Genomic DNA, 19,078 nt, shown 5'->3' with positions numbered 1-19,078 from the left:
ATTTAAATATGAAAACCAAACTAATTTTTTTGGCTTTTACACTCATGGGCATCCTGAGCATAAAAGCACAGTGTAATCCTACAATTACCAGTCCCAGACTGGGCGCGCAATACCAGGATAAAATTGTATTCTGTGAAACCGAAACAGAGGTGCTTTCTACACAGGCATTCGGAAGTTATCAATGGTATAAACAGCAATGGACCTGGCAGACTCCTAATAACAATCCGTGGACCGCAATTCCCGGGGCGACTTCACAGACATTGACGATTAACGGAAATGATGATCAGCTTTATTATTTTAAGGTAGAAGTTCATGATGGAGACTGCACTGCGGAGAGTCCGGCAGTTATGGCAGACGGGTTTGCTTATTCTCTTCCTGCTATGATGAGTACTTTCACGCCCGGAACTTTTGAGGACCTGGGAGCAGGAGAATATAATGTCTGTGCCGGAGCATCGGTGAGATTTGATGATATATTTCCTGATCTTTACGGAAATCATGTATGGTACAGATGTATTCCAAATAGCCCGCCGCCTTCACCCGGAGATCCATGTGTGATCAACGGAGTAGTGGGAGATTCTTATACGGCAACAGATTCCGGAGTATTTGGATTTTATGCCTGTACGGAGTATTGCCCGGATATGTGTCAATTTTTAGGGACAGGAAGTTTTGTAAAACTGAATTTCGGAAACTTTGAATACTGCACCCTGGGAACAGGCGAAACCAAACGTAAGGAAAATACCCTTAAAATATATCCGAATCCTACAACACAGCTGCTTTACATCGGAAAAGATTCAGATAAAAAATATAAAGAGGTAACCATCATGGATATGTCCGGAAAAGTGGCGCTGCAGAAAAACAGCCATCACTTTAGCGAACCAATAGATGTAAGCCGCCTGGTTCCCGGAAATTATATCATTCTTTCCAAAGATGCGGAAGGAAACACTTACAAAAACAAGTTCATCAAAAAGTAATAGAACACATCCCGAGTTAGTTTTTTTTAATCGCGATAAGCCGGTACAGAGACAGTCTGTATCGGTTTGTCATTTTAGGGATAATTTTTTTCAAACCTGTTGATGAATGGAATTATGTCCATTGAAACGCCGGTTTTTTAAAATAATATATTCTCTATTTTTACGGAAAACACAATCATGCTGGTAAAAATTTATGGAAGCGCAATCCATGGAGTTGCGGCACAAACAATCATTATTGAAGTCAATGTAGACACAGGTGGAGTAGGTTATCATCTGGTGGGGTTGCCCGATAACGCCATTAAAGAAAGCAGTTACAGAATTTCGGCAGCACTGAGAAATGTAGGATTTAAAATTCCCGGAAAGAAAATCACCATCAACATGGCGCCGGCCGATTTGCGGAAAGAAGGCTCTGCTTACGATCTCAGCATAGCCATAGGAATTTTAGCCGCCTCAGACCAGATTCTTGCAGACAACATTCAGGATTACATCATTATGGGTGAACTGTCGCTGGATGGGAGCCTGCAGCCGATCAAAGGAGTGCTTCCCATAGCCATTCAGGCCAGAGAAGAAGGATTCAAAGGCATTATTCTTCCTATACAGAATACGCGGGAAGCGGCTATTGTAGATCAGCTTGAAGTATATGGAGCTGGAAATATAAAAGAAGTCATTGATTTCTTTAATGAAGGAAAGCCCATTAAAAGGGTAATATTGGACACCCGGAAAGAATTTCAGGAAAAAATAAACGATTTTCCTTTCGATTTTTCTGAAGTTAAAGGACAGGAAACAGCAAAAAGAGCCATGGAAGTGGCCGCAGCAGGAGGACATAATATCATTTTAATCGGGCCGCCCGGAAGCGGAAAAACAATGCTGGCTAAAAGAGTTCCCGGAATTTTACCGCCATTAACATTGAAAGAAGCCCTGGAAACAACCAAAATTCATTCTGTGGCAGGGAAAATGGGAGCAGAAACATCCCTTATGACCGTGCGCCCATTTCGTTCACCACATCATACCATTTCAGATGTAGCTCTGGTAGGCGGAGGAAGCTATCCCCAACCCGGAGAAATTTCACTGGCCCACAATGGCGTTTTGTTCCTCGATGAAATGCCGGAATTTAAAAGAACCGTTCTGGAAGTGATGAGACAGCCGCTTGAAGACCGCGAAGTGACCATTTCAAGAGCCAGATTTACCGTTAATTATCCCGCAAGCTTTATGCTGATAGCCTCCATGAACCCCAGTCCCAGCGGATTTTTTCCGGATGATCCGGGAAATACTTCTTCTGTTTACGAAATGCAGCGGTATATGAGTAAGCTGTCAGGCCCTTTGTTAGACAGGATAGACATTCATATTGAAGTTCAGAAAGTAGAATTTGATCAGCTCACCGAAAGAAGAAAAGGAGAGCAAAGTTCAGACATCAGAGCGCGTGTACTCAAAGCACGCAATATTCAGAATGAACGCTACAAATATTTGAATATCAGTTATAATGCTCAGATTGGACCCAAAGAAATTGAAGCCTTCTGCAGTTTGGATGAAACTTCTTTTAACCTCATCAAACAGGCCATGGAAAAGCTGAATCTTTCCGCACGTGCCTACGACCGTATCCTTAAAGTGGCCAGAACAGCAGCCGATCTGGAAGGATCCGAAAATATACTTTCCCACCATATTTCAGAAGCCATACAATACAGAAGCCTGGACCGTGAGTTTTGGAATGCCTAAGCTGGACGAGCTACTTATTATTTCGATTTTCCTCATAAAATAACATCCAAATTTTTGGAACTTCAGCAAAGATTTTTTTGAAATTTCGGATATAAAAACACGATTATTGAATTTTGTTTAAATAAATCATCTGTATCATAAGCAATAATGGGTATTTTAGATTTTTGTTTTAAATATTGTTAAATATTTGATTGTTTTATTGTGTGTTTTTCATATAATTGCATATGATTTCATGTTATTTCGTATTAAATGATAGATTTAACATAATGATCTACAAAGGCATTCGAATTGAAAAATTGATGTATTGCTTAATGATCATTATTTAACTCCCGTTACTGAATTGTGTTATCTACCTTTAAAACTTTAATCACACCAAAGAAAATGTATATGAAAAATCTATTGAATGTATTCGTTGTCCCCATTTTTCTATTCTGTAGTTTTCAAACAGAAAATGAATTAACCTTGAAAAGGCAATCGCCTTCAGAAAAAACAGTGGTAAATAACGATCGTATTATTTACTTATTCTTTAAAGCTGAGAAAGATCCTTCTGCAAATCCCAAAATTGCCCTTCAGAATACCCAAATTACGGGAGGTAAATTAAAGCGTGCCAATATCTTTCAAAGAAAAGAGATCCAGAAAGGAGATTTAATTATCACACTGGAAGAATCCGGTGGTAAAGAAGTGGCCAAACGACTTGTAAAAGATCCTTTTAATCCTGAATTAGAAGTGTTTGAAAAAGAAGGTATTTCAAAACGTAAAATATCTCTTCAGAGTGCGGAATTCAGTGCCCGGTTTTCCTACTCTGAAAATATTCAGATGGTAAAAGTTGAAAAGGCAACTGATGATGGATTACAAGTATTATTCACTCAAAAATTATAATGATGAAAAAAATTTTACTTTCCCTTTGTATAAGTAGCTGCTGTTTTTCGCAAGTGTTCGAAAAAGTTCCGGTTTTACAAAACGGAGACAACAGCAAACGAATTGTCATGGCTATATTGGGTGACGGATTTACCGATGCACAGCAAGGTGATTTTATTACCTCAGCGCAAAATACAGTCAATTATCTTTTTACAAAAAGTCCTTACACGGAATATAAAAACTACTTTAATGCTTACGCTGTAAAAGTGATTTCTTTGGAATCCGGAGTAAAGCATCCGGGAACTGCAACGGATGTCACCGAGCCCTTAATTCCTGTATCTAATCCTAATAATTATTTTGGATCTACTTTCGATTTCTATTATCACAGACTTATATACAGTTATACGACGAATTTGGTTGAACAGGTTTTGGCAGCCAATGTTCCTGATTACGATATTACGTATATACTATGTAATTCTCCGGAATATGGCGGCGGCGGCGGGACATATGCTTTTGCTTCATTAAATACAGCGGCCAATGAACTTGTGGTGCATGAATTGGGGCATTCCTTTGGAGATTTAGCAGATGAATACTGGGATCCGAATCAGCAGACAGAGAAGATAAATAAGACACAAAATGCAAACCCGGCTACCATAAAATGGAAAAACTGGGTTGGACTGAATGGAGTAGGCGTGTACCCTCATGCTGAAAGCCCAACTTGGTTCAGGCCTCATGAAAGCTGTGAAATGAGATACCTTAATCAGCAGTTTTGTTCCGTATGTAAAGAAGGGATTGTTGAGAAAATTCATTCTCTGGTGTCTCCTGTAGATTCCTATACGCCGGCCAATAATACTTCGGTAGATGCTACAGCCAATGTTACTTTTACGGCTAATGAAATTCTTCCTATCCCCAATACACTGATCAATAAATGGACTTTAAACGGAACGGTGCTGGGAGCAACGGGAAATTCCGTTACCATTACTCCGGGGCAGCTCAATAACGGGAATAATACGTTGACACTTTCTGTGGTAGATGACAGCCCGCTTTTGAAAGTGGATAACCACAGTACACTGCATGTTACCAATGTATCCTGGACGCTGAGTAAATCTACTCTTGGCCTTTCAGAAGTGAAAGCGGAGGAAAGGCGTTTCAGTATTTACCCGAATCCTACAGACGGAGAATTTTATATTCATGGGAAAAAGGACTTTGCAAAGGATATTCAGGTTGAATTATATGATGCGTCAGGGAAAAAAATTCCAGGAAAATTTGAAATAAGAGATTCAGAAACCATAAAGGTTGATATCAAAAACTTTCCGGCAGGGACTTATCTGTTAAACGTAAAAGAAAACAAAAACCTGATTATTTCACAGAAAATCATTAGAGAATAAATAGTTGAGCCCTTTTATTCAATGACCGTTTTAATTAGATGTAAAAGAGAAAGAGTTTTTTTTTCTTAACATTTTGTATTAAAATAAAAAAAAATTAAAAAATAAAGGTGAAAAAGCTCATTTCCTCAGAAATTTATGACAATTCCTGCAGCTCCTGAAAATCTGCTTTTTCACCTTATTTCACAAAAAACTTAGATAAATATCAAATACTGACAGCCTTTTTAAATTCTTAAAATCTATAGGAAACTCTTCCCTAGAAGATTCCTTTCATTCATTTTGCTCATGTGTATTCATAAAAATACCAGACAATTTTAATGCCTGGTATCTTACTTACTTGAATATAAAGCCTCTTAAATCACTAATCAATCGTTACTTTTATCACATTTTGTACAGCAGGAACAGGGAAAATATTTCCAACTTTTGAAATAGCTTTGCTTTCGCTCTGTGGTGTTCCTCCGAATAAAGCCTGCTTATTTCCGGCACCCGGATATTGGTCAACACCGGTTCCAGAATCAAACAGAGTAGTTTTGGATGTAAGATCTCCTTTTGAATAAGCGTCAAGACTTGGTTCATTAGCATAAAACCAGTCGTTTGAAAAACCAAACATCGTTACGTAGGCAATTTTATCTCCCGGAGATGCCATAAATTGGGTAGATATTTTACTTCCCGGAGCTACAGGTGCACTGCCTGCCATATAAACCCCTTTTACATTCGGTAGAGATTTCAGACTGGTCTGGAGCATTGCCCCATTTCCAAACTGTGAAATTTCTTTTAATCCTTTTCCTGCATCCATCTGCCCCAATTCATAAATTGGATTTTTATCACCGGTATATACTACAACGACCGCAGGAGAAAGTCCGGTCATAATTCCTGTATTCGCATTTAGTTTGGCTACCATTTTCGTGATGCTTCCCATTTGGGCAATATCTGTAATTTCCGGATTGGATAAAGCATTGGGTGTGAAAAACGGAGCACTGTTGATAAGCTGAGAACCGTTATAATTTGAAACGGCCCATGTCCCCGGAGAAAAAGGAGTTTCATTGGCTGTTCCACCCGAATTGTTGGAAATAGTCAGCGTAAATTCGGAGGTAGCGTCGTTGTAGGCAAGGTTCAGTTTCATCAATTGAGAAGCGGTAACATTTGGAACCTGTGCAATGGGTTTGCTTTCTGCCTGGCCTGTGGTATCGTCTTTTGTTCCGTTGTCCCACAATAAAACCTGTGAAGAAACATCACCGGTAACGGCGGTTCCATTATCATTAAACAATTTAATCCCCGGTTGTTTTGAAGCGAAAAACCAGTCTTTAGAAGCTCCGTACATGGTGGCAAACATAAGGGATTGAGCTTTTCCTGCACTGAACGTAAAGGAGACTGACTGCCCGGGCATAATGACAGGAGTTCCTGTTCCCTGAAAGCTTCCGCTTTCTACAAAGTCTTTTACTGTAACTACGTTTTCAAAAGTAATCGTTCTTTGAACCGAAGTGTTTACCATCATATCGCCGTCATTGTCACTACAAGAGGCAAGAGTAAATACAGATATTATTCCGGCTGCTAATGACGCTGTTTTGAATAAGCTTTTTTTCATAAATAAAATTTTTGTTGTTACTATTTGTTACATAAGCATTGTCGGAGTTTTGGAGAAATTCTTACAAAAACTTTACTTATTTAGTGTAATTAATTGAAATACAGTGTGTTTTATTTGTGATTAAAAGTGGATTCAATCTGTTTCTGTTCTTATGCAGGGTAATATTGTTTAAGAATAGAAAGAAAAAATAATCTGACGAATTTTGTATGTATTGAAAAAGACAGCTCTATTACCGGCTCGGAATTTGTTGAGTTTTTATTTAAATAGTGAGGGTTTAATTTCCGTTTTTCCGGAGAGGGTCAACAGCCGGATTTAATATTTTTTTTTATGATACCCATCTTTTTCTGTTATATTTGTGGCACACATACATTCTTCAAATAATGAAAAAAGAAGATTCAGGTTTAAATCCGGAACAGTGGGTTGATGCATTTGCCGATTTCCTTTATCGCTTTGCCATAATGAGAGTAAACTCCAAAGAAGACGCAGAAGATATGGTACAGGAAACTTTTTTAGCGGCTTATAAAAATATTGAAAAGTTTGAAAACAGATCTTCTGTAAAAACATGGCTTACGAGCATCCTGAAAAATAAAATTGTAGATTATTATAGAAAGAAAGGGAACAGCAATCAAAGCTATGATGAGTATTTGGGACAGACAGAAGCATCATTTGAAAATACTTTTTTTAATGAAGCCAATTATGGAAGATGGAAACAAAATATTAATAAAAACTACATTTCAGAAAGTGCCGATGAGTATATTTTAAGCAAAGAATTTTATAAAATCATGGATTTTTGTCTTCAAAAAATGCCTTTCAAATTAAAATCGGTTTTTGTGGCCAAATATATGCTGGATGAAGATGCAGAAAAAATATGTAAGGAATTTGATATTACTTCGTCAAACTATTGGGTTCTTCTTTTTCGTGCCAAAACACTGTTAAGAAGTTGCCTGGAAAAAAACGAAATAACTCTGTAACGTATGAATTTTTTAAATAACTATCTACATAACTGCGAAGAGACTTCTCTCAATATCGTTAAATCTGAAGAAATCTCACTCTCATTTTCAACCCGGTTGAAGATGAAGTTCCATCTTGTTTTTTGTAAATGTTGCAGAAATTTTCAAAAACAAACGAAAATCATGGATAAAGTCCTGCATTTTCATTTTCATTCTGATTCTCCGGATGAATTTATTCAGGCATCTCCTGATTTAAAAAACAGGATAAAAGAAAATCTAAAAAATTTATAAAATTTTGTAAGGAATATCGTTTTGTTTCGTCCAAGCCTAAAAAAGGCAGTGAAGACAAAAATTTTATTCCCCATTCTTTTGCTGGTTAACAGCTTATTTTTTGCTCAATCTTTACAACATCTTAATCATAAGAACGGAATTGCTAATTACGGATACGATGTAGTAAGTTATTTTTCCGGTAAGCCACAGGAAGGCTCTTCCAAGAATAAGGTAAAGCATATGGGAGCAGAATATTATTTTGCCAGTTCTCAAAACAAAGCCGCGTTTCAAAAAGACCCAAATAAATACCTTCCCCAGTATGGAGGGTATTGTGCCTTTGCTATGGGAGACACCGGCGAAAAGATGGAAATCAATCCCAAAACCTACAAAATTACGGACGGAAAACTCTATCTTTTTTACAATAAATGGTTTACGAATACCTTACCGAGTTGGAATAAGGATGAGAAAAATCTCATCATTAAAGCAAACAAAAACTGGAAAAAACTGACCGGAATGTAAATCCTACGATCAGATAAAAATTCTCAACGAAGATCTGATAGAGATTATCCCGGAGCATCCCATATGCAAACAATAACCGTATAATTTTTTATTTCATCAGGAGACTGAAACAGGTAAACTACGGCAGGTGTACACTTTGCCGGATCCATATCTGATTTAAGTTTATGTAAATACACTGTAGCAGCCTGCCAACAGTGTAATAATAATCAAAAGTATGAAAACAATCAGCTGGATTATCAAACTAGTACCTGTAGCCATTATGCTGCAAACCCTTTATTTCAAATTTTCCGGGGCTCCGGAATCTGTTTATATTTTCTCAAAGCTGGGAATGGAACCCTGTGGAAGAATATCAATGGGTATTTTGGAACTCATCGCATCTGTCTTTATATTGATACCAAGAACCACCTCTTATGGAGCTTTATTAGGATTGGCATTAATGATTGGGGCTATCAAATGTCATTTGACAGACCTGGGAATTGAGGTACAGAATGATGGTGGAAAACTGTTTTATCTGGCCATAATTACGGCTCTGTTTTGTGCTTTACTGATTGTCATCTACAGAAGGCAGATCTTTTCTTTATTTTTAAAAAGTAAAACTAACAACTAAATGATAAATAGCATAGAAGAAAACCTAAAAGAATTATGCCGTATATTAGGTCCGGTTTCCCCCGAATTGTATACCCGGAAGAGCCAGTACCTTTTTGGCAGTTCTATAGGACAGCATATCAGGCATATCCTGGAAATGTATGAGGTTTTATTGGCAGGATATTCCTCAGGCAAATTTTCTTTTGATCATAGAAAAAGAAGACTGATTTTGGAAGAAAGTGTGGAAGAAATGCTTTCGACGATCAACCGGATAAGCTCTGAGATCAGAAAAGAAGACAGAGAATTAATTTGTGTCTTAAATGACAATGAAAATAATGAACAACAACTTAGAACTACCTATTTCAGGGAGTTATTATATTGTTTTGAACATGGAATCCATCATCAGGCATTAATAAAGGTTGCTCTCAAAGAATTTAAATGGCAGGATATTCCTGAAAATTTCGGAGTGGCACCTTCTACTATAAAATTTCGTATAGCATGTGCACAGTAAGCTTTTTTAGAACAGAAGATTCTATAATTTTTACGTCAAACAGAGATGAAAGAAGGGTTAGAGAAAAAGCCGTCTTTCCCAATTTTTTGGAGGAAGAAGGGAATATTTTATATTTTCCGAAAGACAGAAAAGCATCGGGTACCTGGTTCGTAACAGATCAGTACGGAAATGTGGCTATTCTTTTGAACGGAGCTTTTAAGAATCACGAAAGTAAACCTCCTTATAAAAAGAGCAGAGGAATTGTGCTTTTGGATCTCATGAAAACCAAAGATCTTTTAAATGCTTTCCGGAATTACGATTTATCTGGAATTGAACCTTTTCAGCTCTTGGTGTACTCTGAACGGAAATTATTCAGATTATTTTGGGACGGCAATGAAAAGTATGAAGTCTCTTTGGACGAAAATAAAAATCATTTATTATCCTCCAAAACACTTTATGATGATAAAATTGAATATGACAGAATCCAGGATTTTAACCGCTTTCAAAGCGTCGGAAACATGGGATATGAAGAGGTGCTCAATTTTCATAAAGAGCATCAGATAGAGAAAGAACCGGGTATTAATGAGATCATAAAAGAGAAGTTTGTTACTGTAAGCATTACTCAACTGGTGATTACAGAGAATAGGGAGCTTAGATATTATGATTTGATAGACAATACTTTACAAAAGCAAGAAATTGGAAAGAAAAATCTGGTTTAAACTGAAATACAAATGGTATCGATTGACGCATTGGGAATTCTGGCCAATGTGGGCTATTTATTTGCCGTGTATCTTCTATTATGCCTGGATCAGCATAAAATCCAGGTCTTTCGGTTTCTTTAACGCCGTCAATCCCGGAATTCTTCATGGGGGAATGACTTTGGAAGATAAAAATTTCATTAATAAGCTCTTACCGCAAGAGTACAGGGCGAAATCTTTTCTCCTTCAGGATGATATAGATTTGGAGAAAATAGAAAGCATCATGTCAGCAGGCGGCCTGAAGTATCCGGTTATTCTAAAACCAAACAATGGCTGCAGGGGTAGGAATGTGGAATTGATACACAGCCGGCAATGCATAAAAAAATATCTTCAGAATTTTAGAAAAGAAGATCTGCTTTTGGAAGAGTATATTGATTATCCTAATGAGATTGGCATTTTCTATGTGAGATTTCCCAACGAAAAAAAAGGATTTATCAGTGGAATTGTAGAGAAAAAAGGAATTGAAGTTAGAGGAGACGGAAGACAGACCTTAACTGAACTTATAGCTTACAATCTCCGCTACCATCAATTTTATCCTGAGATTTTTCAAAACGGAGTTTACAACAAAGACTATATTCCTGAGAATAATGAACGGATCATTTTAAGCAGTATAGGAAACCACGCCCGCGGATCAACATTCTATGACGCTTCGGAGAAAACATCACAAAAGCTGAATGACGTATTTAACGAAATATGTTCGTCTCTGGATGGATTTTATTATGGACGGTTTGATATTAAATTCAATACATGGGAAGAACTGGAAGCAGGGAAAAATTTTAAAATTATAGAATTAAACGGAGCAGCATCTGAACCTACGTTTATATATGATCCCAAGCATTCTTACTTTTTCGGAATTAAAAAAATCATGGAACATTGGGGCTATATGTATAGAATTGCTAGTATTAATAAAGAAATGGGGCATCACTTTACAAATACCAAAGACTGCTGGATATTGTTGAAAGAGTTTAATCCTTTCGCGGTATGAAACGAATACCTTTATAAGTCAATTATTTAACGGATTTTCTGTTTTCTCTCGTCTCTGGGTTTTCATAAACCCTGGATAAACTTTAATTATTTTTTAAATAAAACACGTCGGGTTTTGTCGCTGTACTGTGCGATTTTTGCTACATGTGAAAGGGCAACTCTTGTCCTGAAATTAACCAAAAAAAATATTTTTATGAGTTTTACATGTATAGTAAAGAACACGATGACAGAAATGAGAAACCTGTCGGTGTCAGAAGTTGCAGATCTTCAAAATGGTATTTATAAAGGGGTTTGCCTTTTAGGATATTATGAAAAAAGGGATACTCCGGGGCCTGTTATTTACCATTTGTCTTCTGCATTGGGGACAGATGATGGAGGAAGTATTATTGAAACCGGAGGAATTAAACTGGAGCATAATTTCTCTCATGATCTGGATGTCAGATATTTTGGAGTGAGAGGAAATGGAACGGACGATGATACGCAGTTTGTTTTATCTTATTTTAATTACACTAATGCCAATAATCTGTTTTGGACAATCCCAAATAAGTTTAAAATTATTGTAAAACAGTCCTTTGAGATTAAAACCAGTGGAAGATGTGACGGACGGTTTATTCTTGGGAATCAGAACAAAGATGTATTTATAAAGATTGCCCGGGAAAATGAAGGGGAAGTAGTAGATATAAGTTCGTGGAATACTAATAATATGAAAAGAGGAAGCTTGGATGTTGGTTTTATTAACGAAGGCTTCGCAAATCTCCATTTTGATTCTAAAGAGATCCTGATCGAACGTGATGGTGCGCCCAATGATCCCTACACCAAAAGAGAGTTTGTAAGAAGTAATGATGGAAAATTAACGACTCCTTTGGTTTGTGAATATACTGATAAAGCAAAGCTGACAGTTACTAAATATATCCTGGAAGATTCTATTACTATCGACAACCTGAGTATTGAAACAGATGTGAATCTAAATGTGGAAAGCCACTATTTATGGATAAGCAGAGACAATGTTACTCTTAATAATCCAAGAATTATTAATAAAACCAATAATGTAGGGCTTGTTGCATTAGAAATAAAAGTAGGCGCTGATATTATTATTAACAGTCCTTTTATAGAAGGATTTAAGAAAGATGGGGTTGGCTACGGTATCGCGAACTATGAATCAATAGGTGTTGTCATTAATGATGGAAATGTAATACAATGCAGGCACGGATATACTGGCAGAAACAGCGTGGATGTTACCATCAACAGAGGCGTTTGGGAAGACGGGATAGATGATCACTGGACAGATAGATTTACAGCAAATAATACCATTGTAAAAACGGGAAAGAGCGCGGCTGCATTTCAATTTGCAGGAAATGATGTTACCCTGAATTCTCCGGTAGTTCATGGAAGTGCAAGAATATTTTTTGGAATCAGGCTGGATACTCCAAGCTTAGGTGGAATTGTTAATATTAATAATCCGGTTTTTACAGCCAACGATGTTGATGGCACTGTCAACAAAAAAGATATTTACTTATTTTCATATACCACTCCCTGGGGGAAATCTGACCTTCCGGAATATACCGCTCAACTCACTTTGCCCGAAAGCCTGAATATTATTAACCCAATTATTAATACAGATGCTGATATCGTGCGCGGCTTTTTCTTAGGTGTTTTAAATAGAAAGTATGTTAACATTAAAAATCTGAAAATCACAGATACGATTTTAAATGCCAAACCAACAACCGATTATACTGCTGTACTGATCATTAAGGATAATATTAACCAATTGGAATACAATACAAATGTAGAAATTAGCGGGAGGCTGACAACAAATGCCACTGCTACCACATGTGTATATTTAAGCTCGATAAATCACACTGTCTATAGCCGCAGGGTTAATATATATTTGACCGATTGTTTTGGATATGGAAGAATTGTATTCAGTGGGGCGAATCTGGAAACACTTATTATGGATGGAGGGGATATAAATCATTTTAATACTGACAATGCTGATGCTCTGTTCTCTTCGTGCAACATTCAGTTTAAAAATGTAGAATGGAAAGGGGGAAGTATTGATCACCTGACTCATGCTCTATTTCAAAATTGTGTTTTTACCGGTAATTATGTTTTTCCTTCAGCAGGCAGTGTGTCTCTGGTTAATAATGTTAAATATGCTGGCGTTTCAGGCTTACCATCCAATATTGTCAACAGTATGAATCCTCCGTTTGCATAAAATAGCAGATTATAATTGATAAGTTGTTTAAAATCAATCTATAATTTGGGTTTTCTTTAAATTATTTCTATATTTAGGGAAATAAAGCGAATCCCGAAAAGCTAATAGAGTAGGGACCAAAAGAATTAATAAATTAAATATGAAAAATCTGAAAAAATTAACAAGAGAAAACATGAGATCTGTAAACGGTGGATTTGCATGCTATTGCGGTAGCGTGTACAAAGGAGAATATACTTCTGTTTCTGCATGCGCTAGCGCTTGTGGAGTAAGTACGGGTACTACGACAACTACCACCACGACCACTACAACAGCTCCGTCTACATCGTTATTCTCAAAATAATGTAAAAAAATCTTTTAAGACTGCCCCTTGCTTTTTGGCTTGGGGCAGTTTTTATTTTAATAATATTTAAGTCTTTTTTCTATGAAAATCTGAATAGTTGATATAAAATTGATTAATACTTTTTAATTTTGTACCACACAAATAGGATATGGAAGAAGCATATGAATATCTGAGAGCCAATTTCGAAATCACGGAAGCAGATTGGGAAATTATAGCCTCAAAAATGGTTGAAAAAAGGTTTAAGAAAAAAGATATTCTCCTTGCGCCGGGAGAACAGGAAAATCTACTCTCATTTTTATCTAAAGGAATGCTGAGATTTTTTATTCCCACAGAAGAAGACAAAGACAATGATATTACTTACGATTTCATGTTTGAAAAAAAGTTTTTCTCAGCAGATGAATCATTCCTTACCAGAACCCCTTCACTTTATGGAATAGAAGCTTTGTCAGATATAATTCTTTACCAATTTACTTATGATGATCTGCAGGATATCTATAAAAAAACAGGTACCGCAGACCGCATTGGTAGAATTGCCCATGAAAGGCTGTTTCTTGAAAGGTCTCACAGACTATACACCTTTCTAAGATTCTCTGCAAAAGAACGTTATGAAAATTTACTAAAAGAAAACCCTACGCTGATCCAGGAAATTCCTCAAAAATATATTGCATCATATCTGGGGATAACTCCACAGGCACTGAGCAGAATCAGGAGACAAATTTATTAACATTTGTTCATTGTGTACTTTTGAATGTCAGCCTATTTTTGTCCCGATTTTTTTAATAACAAAAATATAAAGACACACATGACATTTTTAAAACACTTTGGAATTTATTTCTTTTTTATCAGTTCAAATGTATTAGCTCAGGTAGGGATAAATACTCCTAATCCACAAGGAACTTTTCACGTAGACGGAAACAAAAACAATTCTCAGTCCGGAATTCCTTCTGCTGATCAGATTTCCGACGATTTTATCGTAACCAAAACCGGTAATGTGGGAGTGGGAACCCTGTCACCATCGGTGAAATTTGATATATCTACATCAGGCACACCAGCGTCCCCGGTTGCAGGAATTAAAATAACGGATGGGCTACAGGGAAAAAGTAAAGTTCTTACCTCAGATGAGAATGGAGTAGGTTCATGGAAAAGACAGAGCCTTGAATTGGTTGTAGGCACTATGGGAAATGGATATAATCTTCCTTTTAAAGCAGATCTCAGGTATTATCAGACAGGATCAAACATCATACTTCCTCCGGGTAAATGGCTGGTAACGGTAAATATGTTGGCTGTAAACAATCAGCAGGCTGTTTTAGATGGAGATGATTATATCTGGTTCAGATCTACTTTTTCAGATTCGCAGTGGATGCTGAATAAAAGCCCGGATATTATAGGAACAGCAGATAAAGTAAGCGGGATGCTTCAGGGGTCTGTTTCCGGCGGAGCCTTAAAGTATAATATTGCCAACGGCCAGCTGGTTATCAACAATCAATCCCCAAATCCCAAAACCTATTGGCTGATTGTAGGAGATTCCGAAGTAATAGGAAATCCAAGTGACTCCGTATATCTTGATCGTTTAGGAGGTTCCAACTGGGGTGAGAATATTATTTCCGCTGTACCGATACAGTAAAAATACATTGATAAGGAAATATGTATAAATAAGGGGAGTTTAGATTTTGTTCTAAATTCCCTTTTTTCCATCCAGAATCATTTCTATCATTCTGATTTTTCTGTTTTCCCTTGTTTCCGGTTTCTTAGCTTCTTCAATCCAGCGGATGTATTCCTTTCTGTGGGTATAACTCATTTTGTCGAACAGAGATTTCGCTTCAGGGTTTTCATTGAAAACAATAGCAATATCATCCGCAATTTCAACTGTTCTTTCCTCTTTGTCTTCCATAAGAGAAACAAAAACTTCTTCCCCGAAACTTTTCCCAAGCTGCTTTCGTACTTCCTGGGTAAGGCCTAAAAGATGACAGTCGGATTTCATTTTAACGAGACTTCCGCGGTATTCTACTTTAGCGTCAAAAGTGGCTTTAATTCTTACCTGTCCTTTTTTACCGAATACTTCCTCCGTAGAGAAAGGAAAATCTACAAAAGCGGCATTCATTTCACCATTTTGCTGTATAATTGCTGTGAATTCTATAGGTTTCATGATGTAGGATTTGATGATTCAAAAATAAAAAAAACCGTGAACGTATATTCACGGTTTTAAAAAATAGATCAGAAAAGATTATTTTTTGCTTTTTGTTTTCTTAGGCAATTCAGTAGTCCCCGAATTTTTAGTCTTGGTATCAGCAGGAGTGTTTTCTCCTCTTACAAGCTTTAATTCGTCGATCAGTCTTCTTGCTCCGGCATATTTGTCAATAGTCCAAAGAACGAAACGTACATCTACGTTGATCGTTTTCTGCCACTCCTGCTCAAATACGATATCACCGCTTAATGCTTCGCTGTTTCCGTCGAATGCAATACCGATAAGGTTTCCGTCTCCGTCAATTACCGGGGAACCGGAGTTACCACCTGTAATATCATTGTTGGAAAGGAAGTTGACAGGCATATATCCTGCAGCATCAGCATACTGTCCGAAATCTTTAAGGTTGTAAAGATCAATCACTCTTTGCGGAAGATCGAATTCCTCATCACCTTTCTTGTATTTTCCAACAAGGCCGGTCATATCTGTATAATAGTTATCAGTAACTCCGAAGTAGTTTCTGTCATCTCTTACAGGAAGTTTATCTACTGTTCCGTAAGTTAATCTCATCGTAGAGTTAGCATCCGGATAGAATTTTTTCTCAGGCATAGCTTTCATCAATCCTGCCAGGAAAAGACGGTTGTTTTTGCTGAAGTTGTCATCAACCTGAGCATATCTTTCTACACTCATTTTCTGATCAGCAACAATTCCGTTGGCAATTTTCCAAAGCGGATCTGCATCAAGTTTCAATGCATCAGGATTCAATAAGAAATTCGTAGCAGAAGTCTTATTCGCGAAGATAGAAGAATAAGCTACGTTAGAAAGGTTTTTAGAATCCAATCCTAAGATAGTAGCAGAAGCCACATCCTTATTTTTTACTCTGCTTTGGTAAAGATTAGCCATAGAAGCCAGCATTTCCCCTTCAAGAGATGGGTTGAAGTTTTCATAAGCCGCTTTAATAGCTGCCTCAGTTTTAGCCTTCATAGCAAGTCTTCCCTGCATATCCTGTGCAGCATACGCTTTCAGTACAGATCCTACCTGAAGAGCAAGTGAAATATATTTTGCATTTCTCGAGAACTGGGAAGCATAATTTCTTTCCACATTTCTTTCGGAAACCTGCTTGTAATACATTTCAATGTTTTCTAATACCCCATCATAAGCAGTATTTTCAGACATCATAGACCATTTTCTGTAAGTTTCCTCGATCTTTTGTTTGTCAGAGATTGTTCCGTTTTTTTCCACGGCATCAATAGTTCCCTGTCTGTTTTTCCAGTAGTTCGCTACAGAAGCATATTGAGACGCATAATTAAGCTGAGTCGCTTTATCTTTGTCCATATACTTTTTCATAACATCCATTGCCAGTTTAGAAGCTTCTACCCAGGCCGGATAGTCTTTGTTCACCATCTGCTGGATTCCGTAAGACGTAAGGTAACGGTTCGTTCTTCCAGGATATCCAAGGATCATAGAGAAATCTCCAGGCTTAATTCCTTTAAGAGAAACAGGAAGGAAGTGCTTAGGCTTCAACGGAACATTTCCAGGAGCATACTCTGCAGGGTTTCCTGCTGCATCTCCGTAAACTCTGAATACTGTAAAGTCAGCAGTATGTCTTGGCCATTCCCAGTTGTCTGTATCTCCTCCGAATTTTCCTAATGATGAAGGAGGTGCACCTACCAATCTGATATCTTTGTAATCCTGATATACGAAATAATAAAACTCATTTCCGTTGAAGAAATCTCTTACCACAACAGTATATTTTCCGTTTTCAGAGTTTTCAGTCTGGATTGCTTTTGTTTCAGCATCAATAACTGCTTTTCTCTCTGCTCCGGTCATATTGTTATTCAGTTTAGAATTGATTCTCTGCGTAGCGTCATCCATTCTTACTAAAAATCTTACATAAAGATCTTTTGCATTGAATTCGTCTTTCTGCTTCATAGCCCAGAATCCGTTTTTCAGATAATCTTTTTCCGGAGTAGAAGCAGCGGCAACAGCACCGTAACCACAGTGGTGGTTAGTGAAAATAAGTCCTTTGTCAGAAACAATTTCCCCGGTACAGAACCCTCCGAAGCTTACGATAGCATCTTTTAAGCTTGAATTATTTACCGAATAAATTTCTTCAGGTGTCAAATGCAATCCTTCTTTTTGCATATCGACCCCGTTAAGTCTTTTGATGAGCATTAACAGCCACATCCCCTCATCCGCCCTCATTTGAGCAAAGCCCAATAAGAAGGTGAACAGTAGAAATAGTCTTTTCATTTTATATAATAATTTTTGTGTCGCTAATTTACTAATTTTTACGATATTCTGTCCCGGAATGGTACGAAAATGGGAGGATTATCCGCATGAAAAAAATACTTATATCATTTTTTACAGTTTTGCTTTTGGGAGCCGTGATCAATTGCTCTTCTGTTCCTGAAAAAAATCCAAATATTCAGAGACAATGGATGCTGATTTCTTTCGGAAATTTTTCTAAAGATGCACTGATTAAAAATAAGGCGGAAATCAACCTGACGGGGGAAATGGAGAAAGGGAAAATCAAAGGCGGAGCTTATATGGGATGCAACAATATGTTTTTCAGTTCGGAATTTAAAAAAGACGGGAAAGTGAATATTTCCGGAGTAGGAAGTACCATGAAAGCTTGTGAAAATATGGATCTGGAAACTGCTTTTATCCAAAAATTTAATAAAATGACAAAATATTCCGTGGAAGGCCATTTCCTGACCTTGTCGGATGACAGCGGAAATTCCATGAAGTTTGTCGCAGCAGATTGGGACTGAGAATACAGTTTCAAGGAATCGTAAAATATAAAAAGTCCGCGCTTGGCGGACTTTCTTTTTGAAATCTGGTTTGGTTATCAGTTTTTTGGAATTGTTTTTTTTATTTCTTCCAGAGTGGCCGTATTCGGCAGTCCCTGTACACTTTTAGCATTATTTTGAGAAACAGGATTGGCTGCTTTACGATTGGGAATAGAAGCTTTAACTTCAGCTAAAGTTGCCGTATTAGCAAGTAATTTTCCCGAAGAATTATTCGAATGTGAAGACTGGGCTTTTGTTTCCTGTTTTTTCACTTCCAGCCCTTGTTCTGAAGCCAGCGTTGTTGTGGTCTGCTTTTTAGAAGTACTTTCCTGAGCTGTTTTTGCATACTGGGCTTCCTTTTCCCTGAGCTGTTTCACAACTTGTGACTGGTCTTCAGGTTCTGTGGCTTTTTTACTTTCCTGGGCACAAATACTTATGCTTGCTACTAAAAATGCAATGATATATAGTGATTTCATGATCT

The 19,078-nt window shown here is 37.2% G+C and carries 19 protein-coding genes; 15 read left to right on the top strand and 4 right to left on the bottom strand.

The window, feature by feature from the left end:
• The first annotated feature begins 8 nt into the window (after positions 1–8).
• The 4 genes from ACM46_RS02965 (at position 9) to ACM46_RS02950 (ending at position 4,930) form a co-directional block, all read left to right on the top strand.
• Complete coding sequence (locus ACM46_RS02965) at positions 9–971, top strand: T9SS type A sorting domain-containing protein (protein WP_048505110.1); 963 nt, start codon at positions 9–11, stop codon at positions 969–971.
• A 177-nt stretch (positions 972–1,148) separates the two neighbouring features.
• Complete coding sequence (locus ACM46_RS02960; protein WP_048505109.1) at positions 1,149–2,684, top strand: YifB family Mg chelatase-like AAA ATPase; 1,536 nt, start codon at positions 1,149–1,151, stop codon at positions 2,682–2,684.
• Between the two features lie 381 nt (positions 2,685–3,065).
• Positions 3,066–3,563 carry a hypothetical protein gene (locus tag ACM46_RS02955; protein WP_048505108.1) on the top strand — a complete coding sequence of 166 codons (498 nt, stop codon included), beginning with the start codon at positions 3,066–3,068 and terminating at the stop codon, positions 3,561–3,563.
• Positions 3,564–3,565: 2 nt separating this feature from the next.
• Positions 3,566–4,930, top strand: coding sequence for a T9SS type A sorting domain-containing protein (locus ACM46_RS02950; protein WP_048505582.1), 1,365 nt, complete (start codon positions 3,566–3,568; stop codon positions 4,928–4,930).
• Positions 4,931–5,288: 358 nt separating this feature from the next.
• On the opposite strand, the gene ACM46_RS02945 is transcribed toward ACM46_RS02950, so the two are convergent.
• Positions 5,289–6,512, bottom strand: a complete 1,224-nt coding sequence (locus tag ACM46_RS02945) for a spondin domain-containing protein (protein WP_048505107.1) — start codon at positions 6,510–6,512, stop codon at positions 5,289–5,291.
• A gap of 380 nt (positions 6,513–6,892) precedes the next feature.
• On the opposite strand from ACM46_RS02945, the gene ACM46_RS02940 reads away from it, so the two are divergent.
• The 10 genes from ACM46_RS02940 to ACM46_RS22765 all read left to right on the top strand — a co-directional run bounded on the left by ACM46_RS02940 (position 6,893) and on the right by ACM46_RS22765 (position 15,247).
• Positions 6,893–7,483: a sigma-70 family RNA polymerase sigma factor gene (locus ACM46_RS02940; protein WP_048505106.1), complete on the top strand. Its 591-nt coding sequence runs from the start codon at positions 6,893–6,895 to the stop codon at positions 7,481–7,483.
• Between the two features lie 318 nt (positions 7,484–7,801).
• Positions 7,802–8,251, top strand: a complete 450-nt coding sequence (locus ACM46_RS02935) for a YHS domain-containing (seleno)protein (RefSeq protein WP_053082661.1) — start codon at positions 7,802–7,804, stop codon at positions 8,249–8,251.
• A 214-nt stretch (positions 8,252–8,465) separates the two neighbouring features.
• Positions 8,466–8,858, top strand: a complete 393-nt coding sequence (locus ACM46_RS02930; RefSeq protein WP_048505105.1) for a DoxX family protein — start codon at positions 8,466–8,468, stop codon at positions 8,856–8,858.
• Positions 8,859–9,347 (top strand): DinB family protein, encoded by a 489-nt coding sequence (locus tag ACM46_RS02925; protein ID WP_048505104.1) that lies wholly within the window; start codon positions 8,859–8,861, stop codon positions 9,345–9,347.
• On the top strand, positions 9,335–10,045 hold the full coding sequence (locus tag ACM46_RS02920) for an NRDE family protein (protein ID WP_048505103.1): 711 nt from the start codon (positions 9,335–9,337) through the stop codon (positions 10,043–10,045). The genes ACM46_RS02925 and ACM46_RS02920 overlap by 13 nt, the downstream gene beginning before the upstream one ends.
• Positions 10,023–11,069: an ATP-grasp domain-containing protein gene (locus ACM46_RS02915; protein WP_048505102.1), complete on the top strand. Its 1,047-nt coding sequence runs from the start codon at positions 10,023–10,025 to the stop codon at positions 11,067–11,069. Before ACM46_RS02920 ends, ACM46_RS02915 begins: the two co-directional genes overlap by 23 nt.
• 192 nt (positions 11,070–11,261) lie before the next feature.
• Positions 11,262–13,283 (top strand): hypothetical protein, encoded by a 2,022-nt coding sequence (locus ACM46_RS02910; RefSeq protein ID WP_131707533.1) that lies wholly within the window; start codon positions 11,262–11,264, stop codon positions 13,281–13,283.
• A 139-nt stretch (positions 13,284–13,422) separates the two neighbouring features.
• A complete protein-coding gene (locus ACM46_RS23175) occupies positions 13,423–13,623 on the top strand; it encodes a bacteriocin-like protein (RefSeq protein WP_131707532.1) in 201 nt (66 codons plus the stop codon).
• A gap of 148 nt (positions 13,624–13,771) precedes the next feature.
• On the top strand, positions 13,772–14,347 hold the full coding sequence (locus ACM46_RS02905; protein ID WP_048505100.1) for a Crp/Fnr family transcriptional regulator: 576 nt from the start codon (positions 13,772–13,774) through the stop codon (positions 14,345–14,347).
• A 78-nt stretch (positions 14,348–14,425) separates the two neighbouring features.
• Positions 14,426–15,247: a hypothetical protein gene (locus ACM46_RS22765; protein WP_131707531.1), complete on the top strand. Its 822-nt coding sequence runs from the start codon at positions 14,426–14,428 to the stop codon at positions 15,245–15,247.
• A gap of 51 nt (positions 15,248–15,298) precedes the next feature.
• Here ACM46_RS22765 and ACM46_RS02895 read toward each other — a convergent pair whose 3' ends face one another.
• A complete protein-coding gene (locus ACM46_RS02895) occupies positions 15,299–15,769 on the bottom strand; it encodes a YdeI/OmpD-associated family protein (protein WP_083997322.1) in 471 nt (156 codons plus the stop codon).
• Between the two features lie 78 nt (positions 15,770–15,847).
• Positions 15,848–18,058: a S46 family peptidase gene (locus ACM46_RS02890; protein ID WP_048505098.1), complete on the bottom strand. Its 2,211-nt coding sequence runs from the start codon at positions 18,056–18,058 to the stop codon at positions 15,848–15,850.
• A gap of 86 nt (positions 18,059–18,144) precedes the next feature.
• Between ACM46_RS02890 and ACM46_RS02885 the strand changes: the two genes are divergently transcribed.
• Positions 18,145–18,579 (top strand): META domain-containing protein, encoded by a 435-nt coding sequence (locus ACM46_RS02885; RefSeq protein WP_083997321.1) that lies wholly within the window; start codon positions 18,145–18,147, stop codon positions 18,577–18,579.
• 77 nt (positions 18,580–18,656) lie between these two features.
• Here ACM46_RS02885 and ACM46_RS02880 read toward each other — a convergent pair whose 3' ends face one another.
• Positions 18,657–19,073 carry a hypothetical protein gene (locus tag ACM46_RS02880; protein ID WP_048505097.1) on the bottom strand — a complete coding sequence of 139 codons (417 nt, stop codon included), beginning with the start codon at positions 19,071–19,073 and terminating at the stop codon, positions 18,657–18,659.
• Between the last annotated feature and the right edge of the window lie 5 nt (positions 19,074–19,078).

The sequence above is a fragment of the Chryseobacterium angstadtii genome, from assembly GCF_001045465.1.
GTDB classification, from domain to species: Bacteria; Bacteroidota; Bacteroidia; order Flavobacteriales; family Weeksellaceae; genus Chryseobacterium; species Chryseobacterium angstadtii.
The sequence above is the reverse complement of the archived record's forward strand: the minus strand, read 5'-3'. Positions and strand labels throughout refer to the sequence as shown.

Coding starts and splice junctions, on each gene's coding strand:
- ACM46_RS02965 (WP_048505110.1), top strand. CDS start 9: ATGAAAACCAAACTAATTTTTTTGGCTTTTACACTCATGGGCATCCTG.
- ACM46_RS02960 (WP_048505109.1), top strand. CDS start 1,149: ATGCTGGTAAAAATTTATGGAAGCGCAATCCATGGAGTTGCGGCACAA.
- ACM46_RS02955 (WP_048505108.1), top strand. CDS start 3,066: ATGTATATGAAAAATCTATTGAATGTATTCGTTGTCCCCATTTTTCTA.
- ACM46_RS02950 (WP_048505582.1), top strand. CDS start 3,566: ATGAAAAAAATTTTACTTTCCCTTTGTATAAGTAGCTGCTGTTTTTCG.
- ACM46_RS02945 (WP_048505107.1), bottom strand. CDS start 6,512: ATGAAAAAAAGCTTATTCAAAACAGCGTCATTAGCAGCCGGAATAATA.
- ACM46_RS02940 (WP_048505106.1), top strand. CDS start 6,893: ATGAAAAAAGAAGATTCAGGTTTAAATCCGGAACAGTGGGTTGATGCA.
- ACM46_RS02930 (WP_048505105.1), top strand. CDS start 8,466: ATGAAAACAATCAGCTGGATTATCAAACTAGTACCTGTAGCCATTATG.
- ACM46_RS02925 (WP_048505104.1), top strand. CDS start 8,859: ATGATAAATAGCATAGAAGAAAACCTAAAAGAATTATGCCGTATATTA.
- ACM46_RS02920 (WP_048505103.1), top strand. CDS start 9,335: ATGTGCACAGTAAGCTTTTTTAGAACAGAAGATTCTATAATTTTTACG.
- ACM46_RS02910 (WP_131707533.1), top strand. CDS start 11,262: ATGAGTTTTACATGTATAGTAAAGAACACGATGACAGAAATGAGAAAC.
- ACM46_RS23175 (WP_131707532.1), top strand. CDS start 13,423: ATGAAAAATCTGAAAAAATTAACAAGAGAAAACATGAGATCTGTAAAC.
- ACM46_RS02905 (WP_048505100.1), top strand. CDS start 13,772: ATGGAAGAAGCATATGAATATCTGAGAGCCAATTTCGAAATCACGGAA.
- ACM46_RS22765 (WP_131707531.1), top strand. CDS start 14,426: ATGACATTTTTAAAACACTTTGGAATTTATTTCTTTTTTATCAGTTCA.
- ACM46_RS02895 (WP_083997322.1), bottom strand. CDS start 15,769: ATGAAACCTATAGAATTCACAGCAATTATACAGCAAAATGGTGAAATG.
- ACM46_RS02890 (WP_048505098.1), bottom strand. CDS start 18,058: ATGAAAAGACTATTTCTACTGTTCACCTTCTTATTGGGCTTTGCTCAA.
- ACM46_RS02885 (WP_083997321.1), top strand. CDS start 18,145: ATGAAAAAAATACTTATATCATTTTTTACAGTTTTGCTTTTGGGAGCC.
- ACM46_RS02880 (WP_048505097.1), bottom strand. CDS start 19,073: ATGAAATCACTATATATCATTGCATTTTTAGTAGCAAGCATAAGTATT.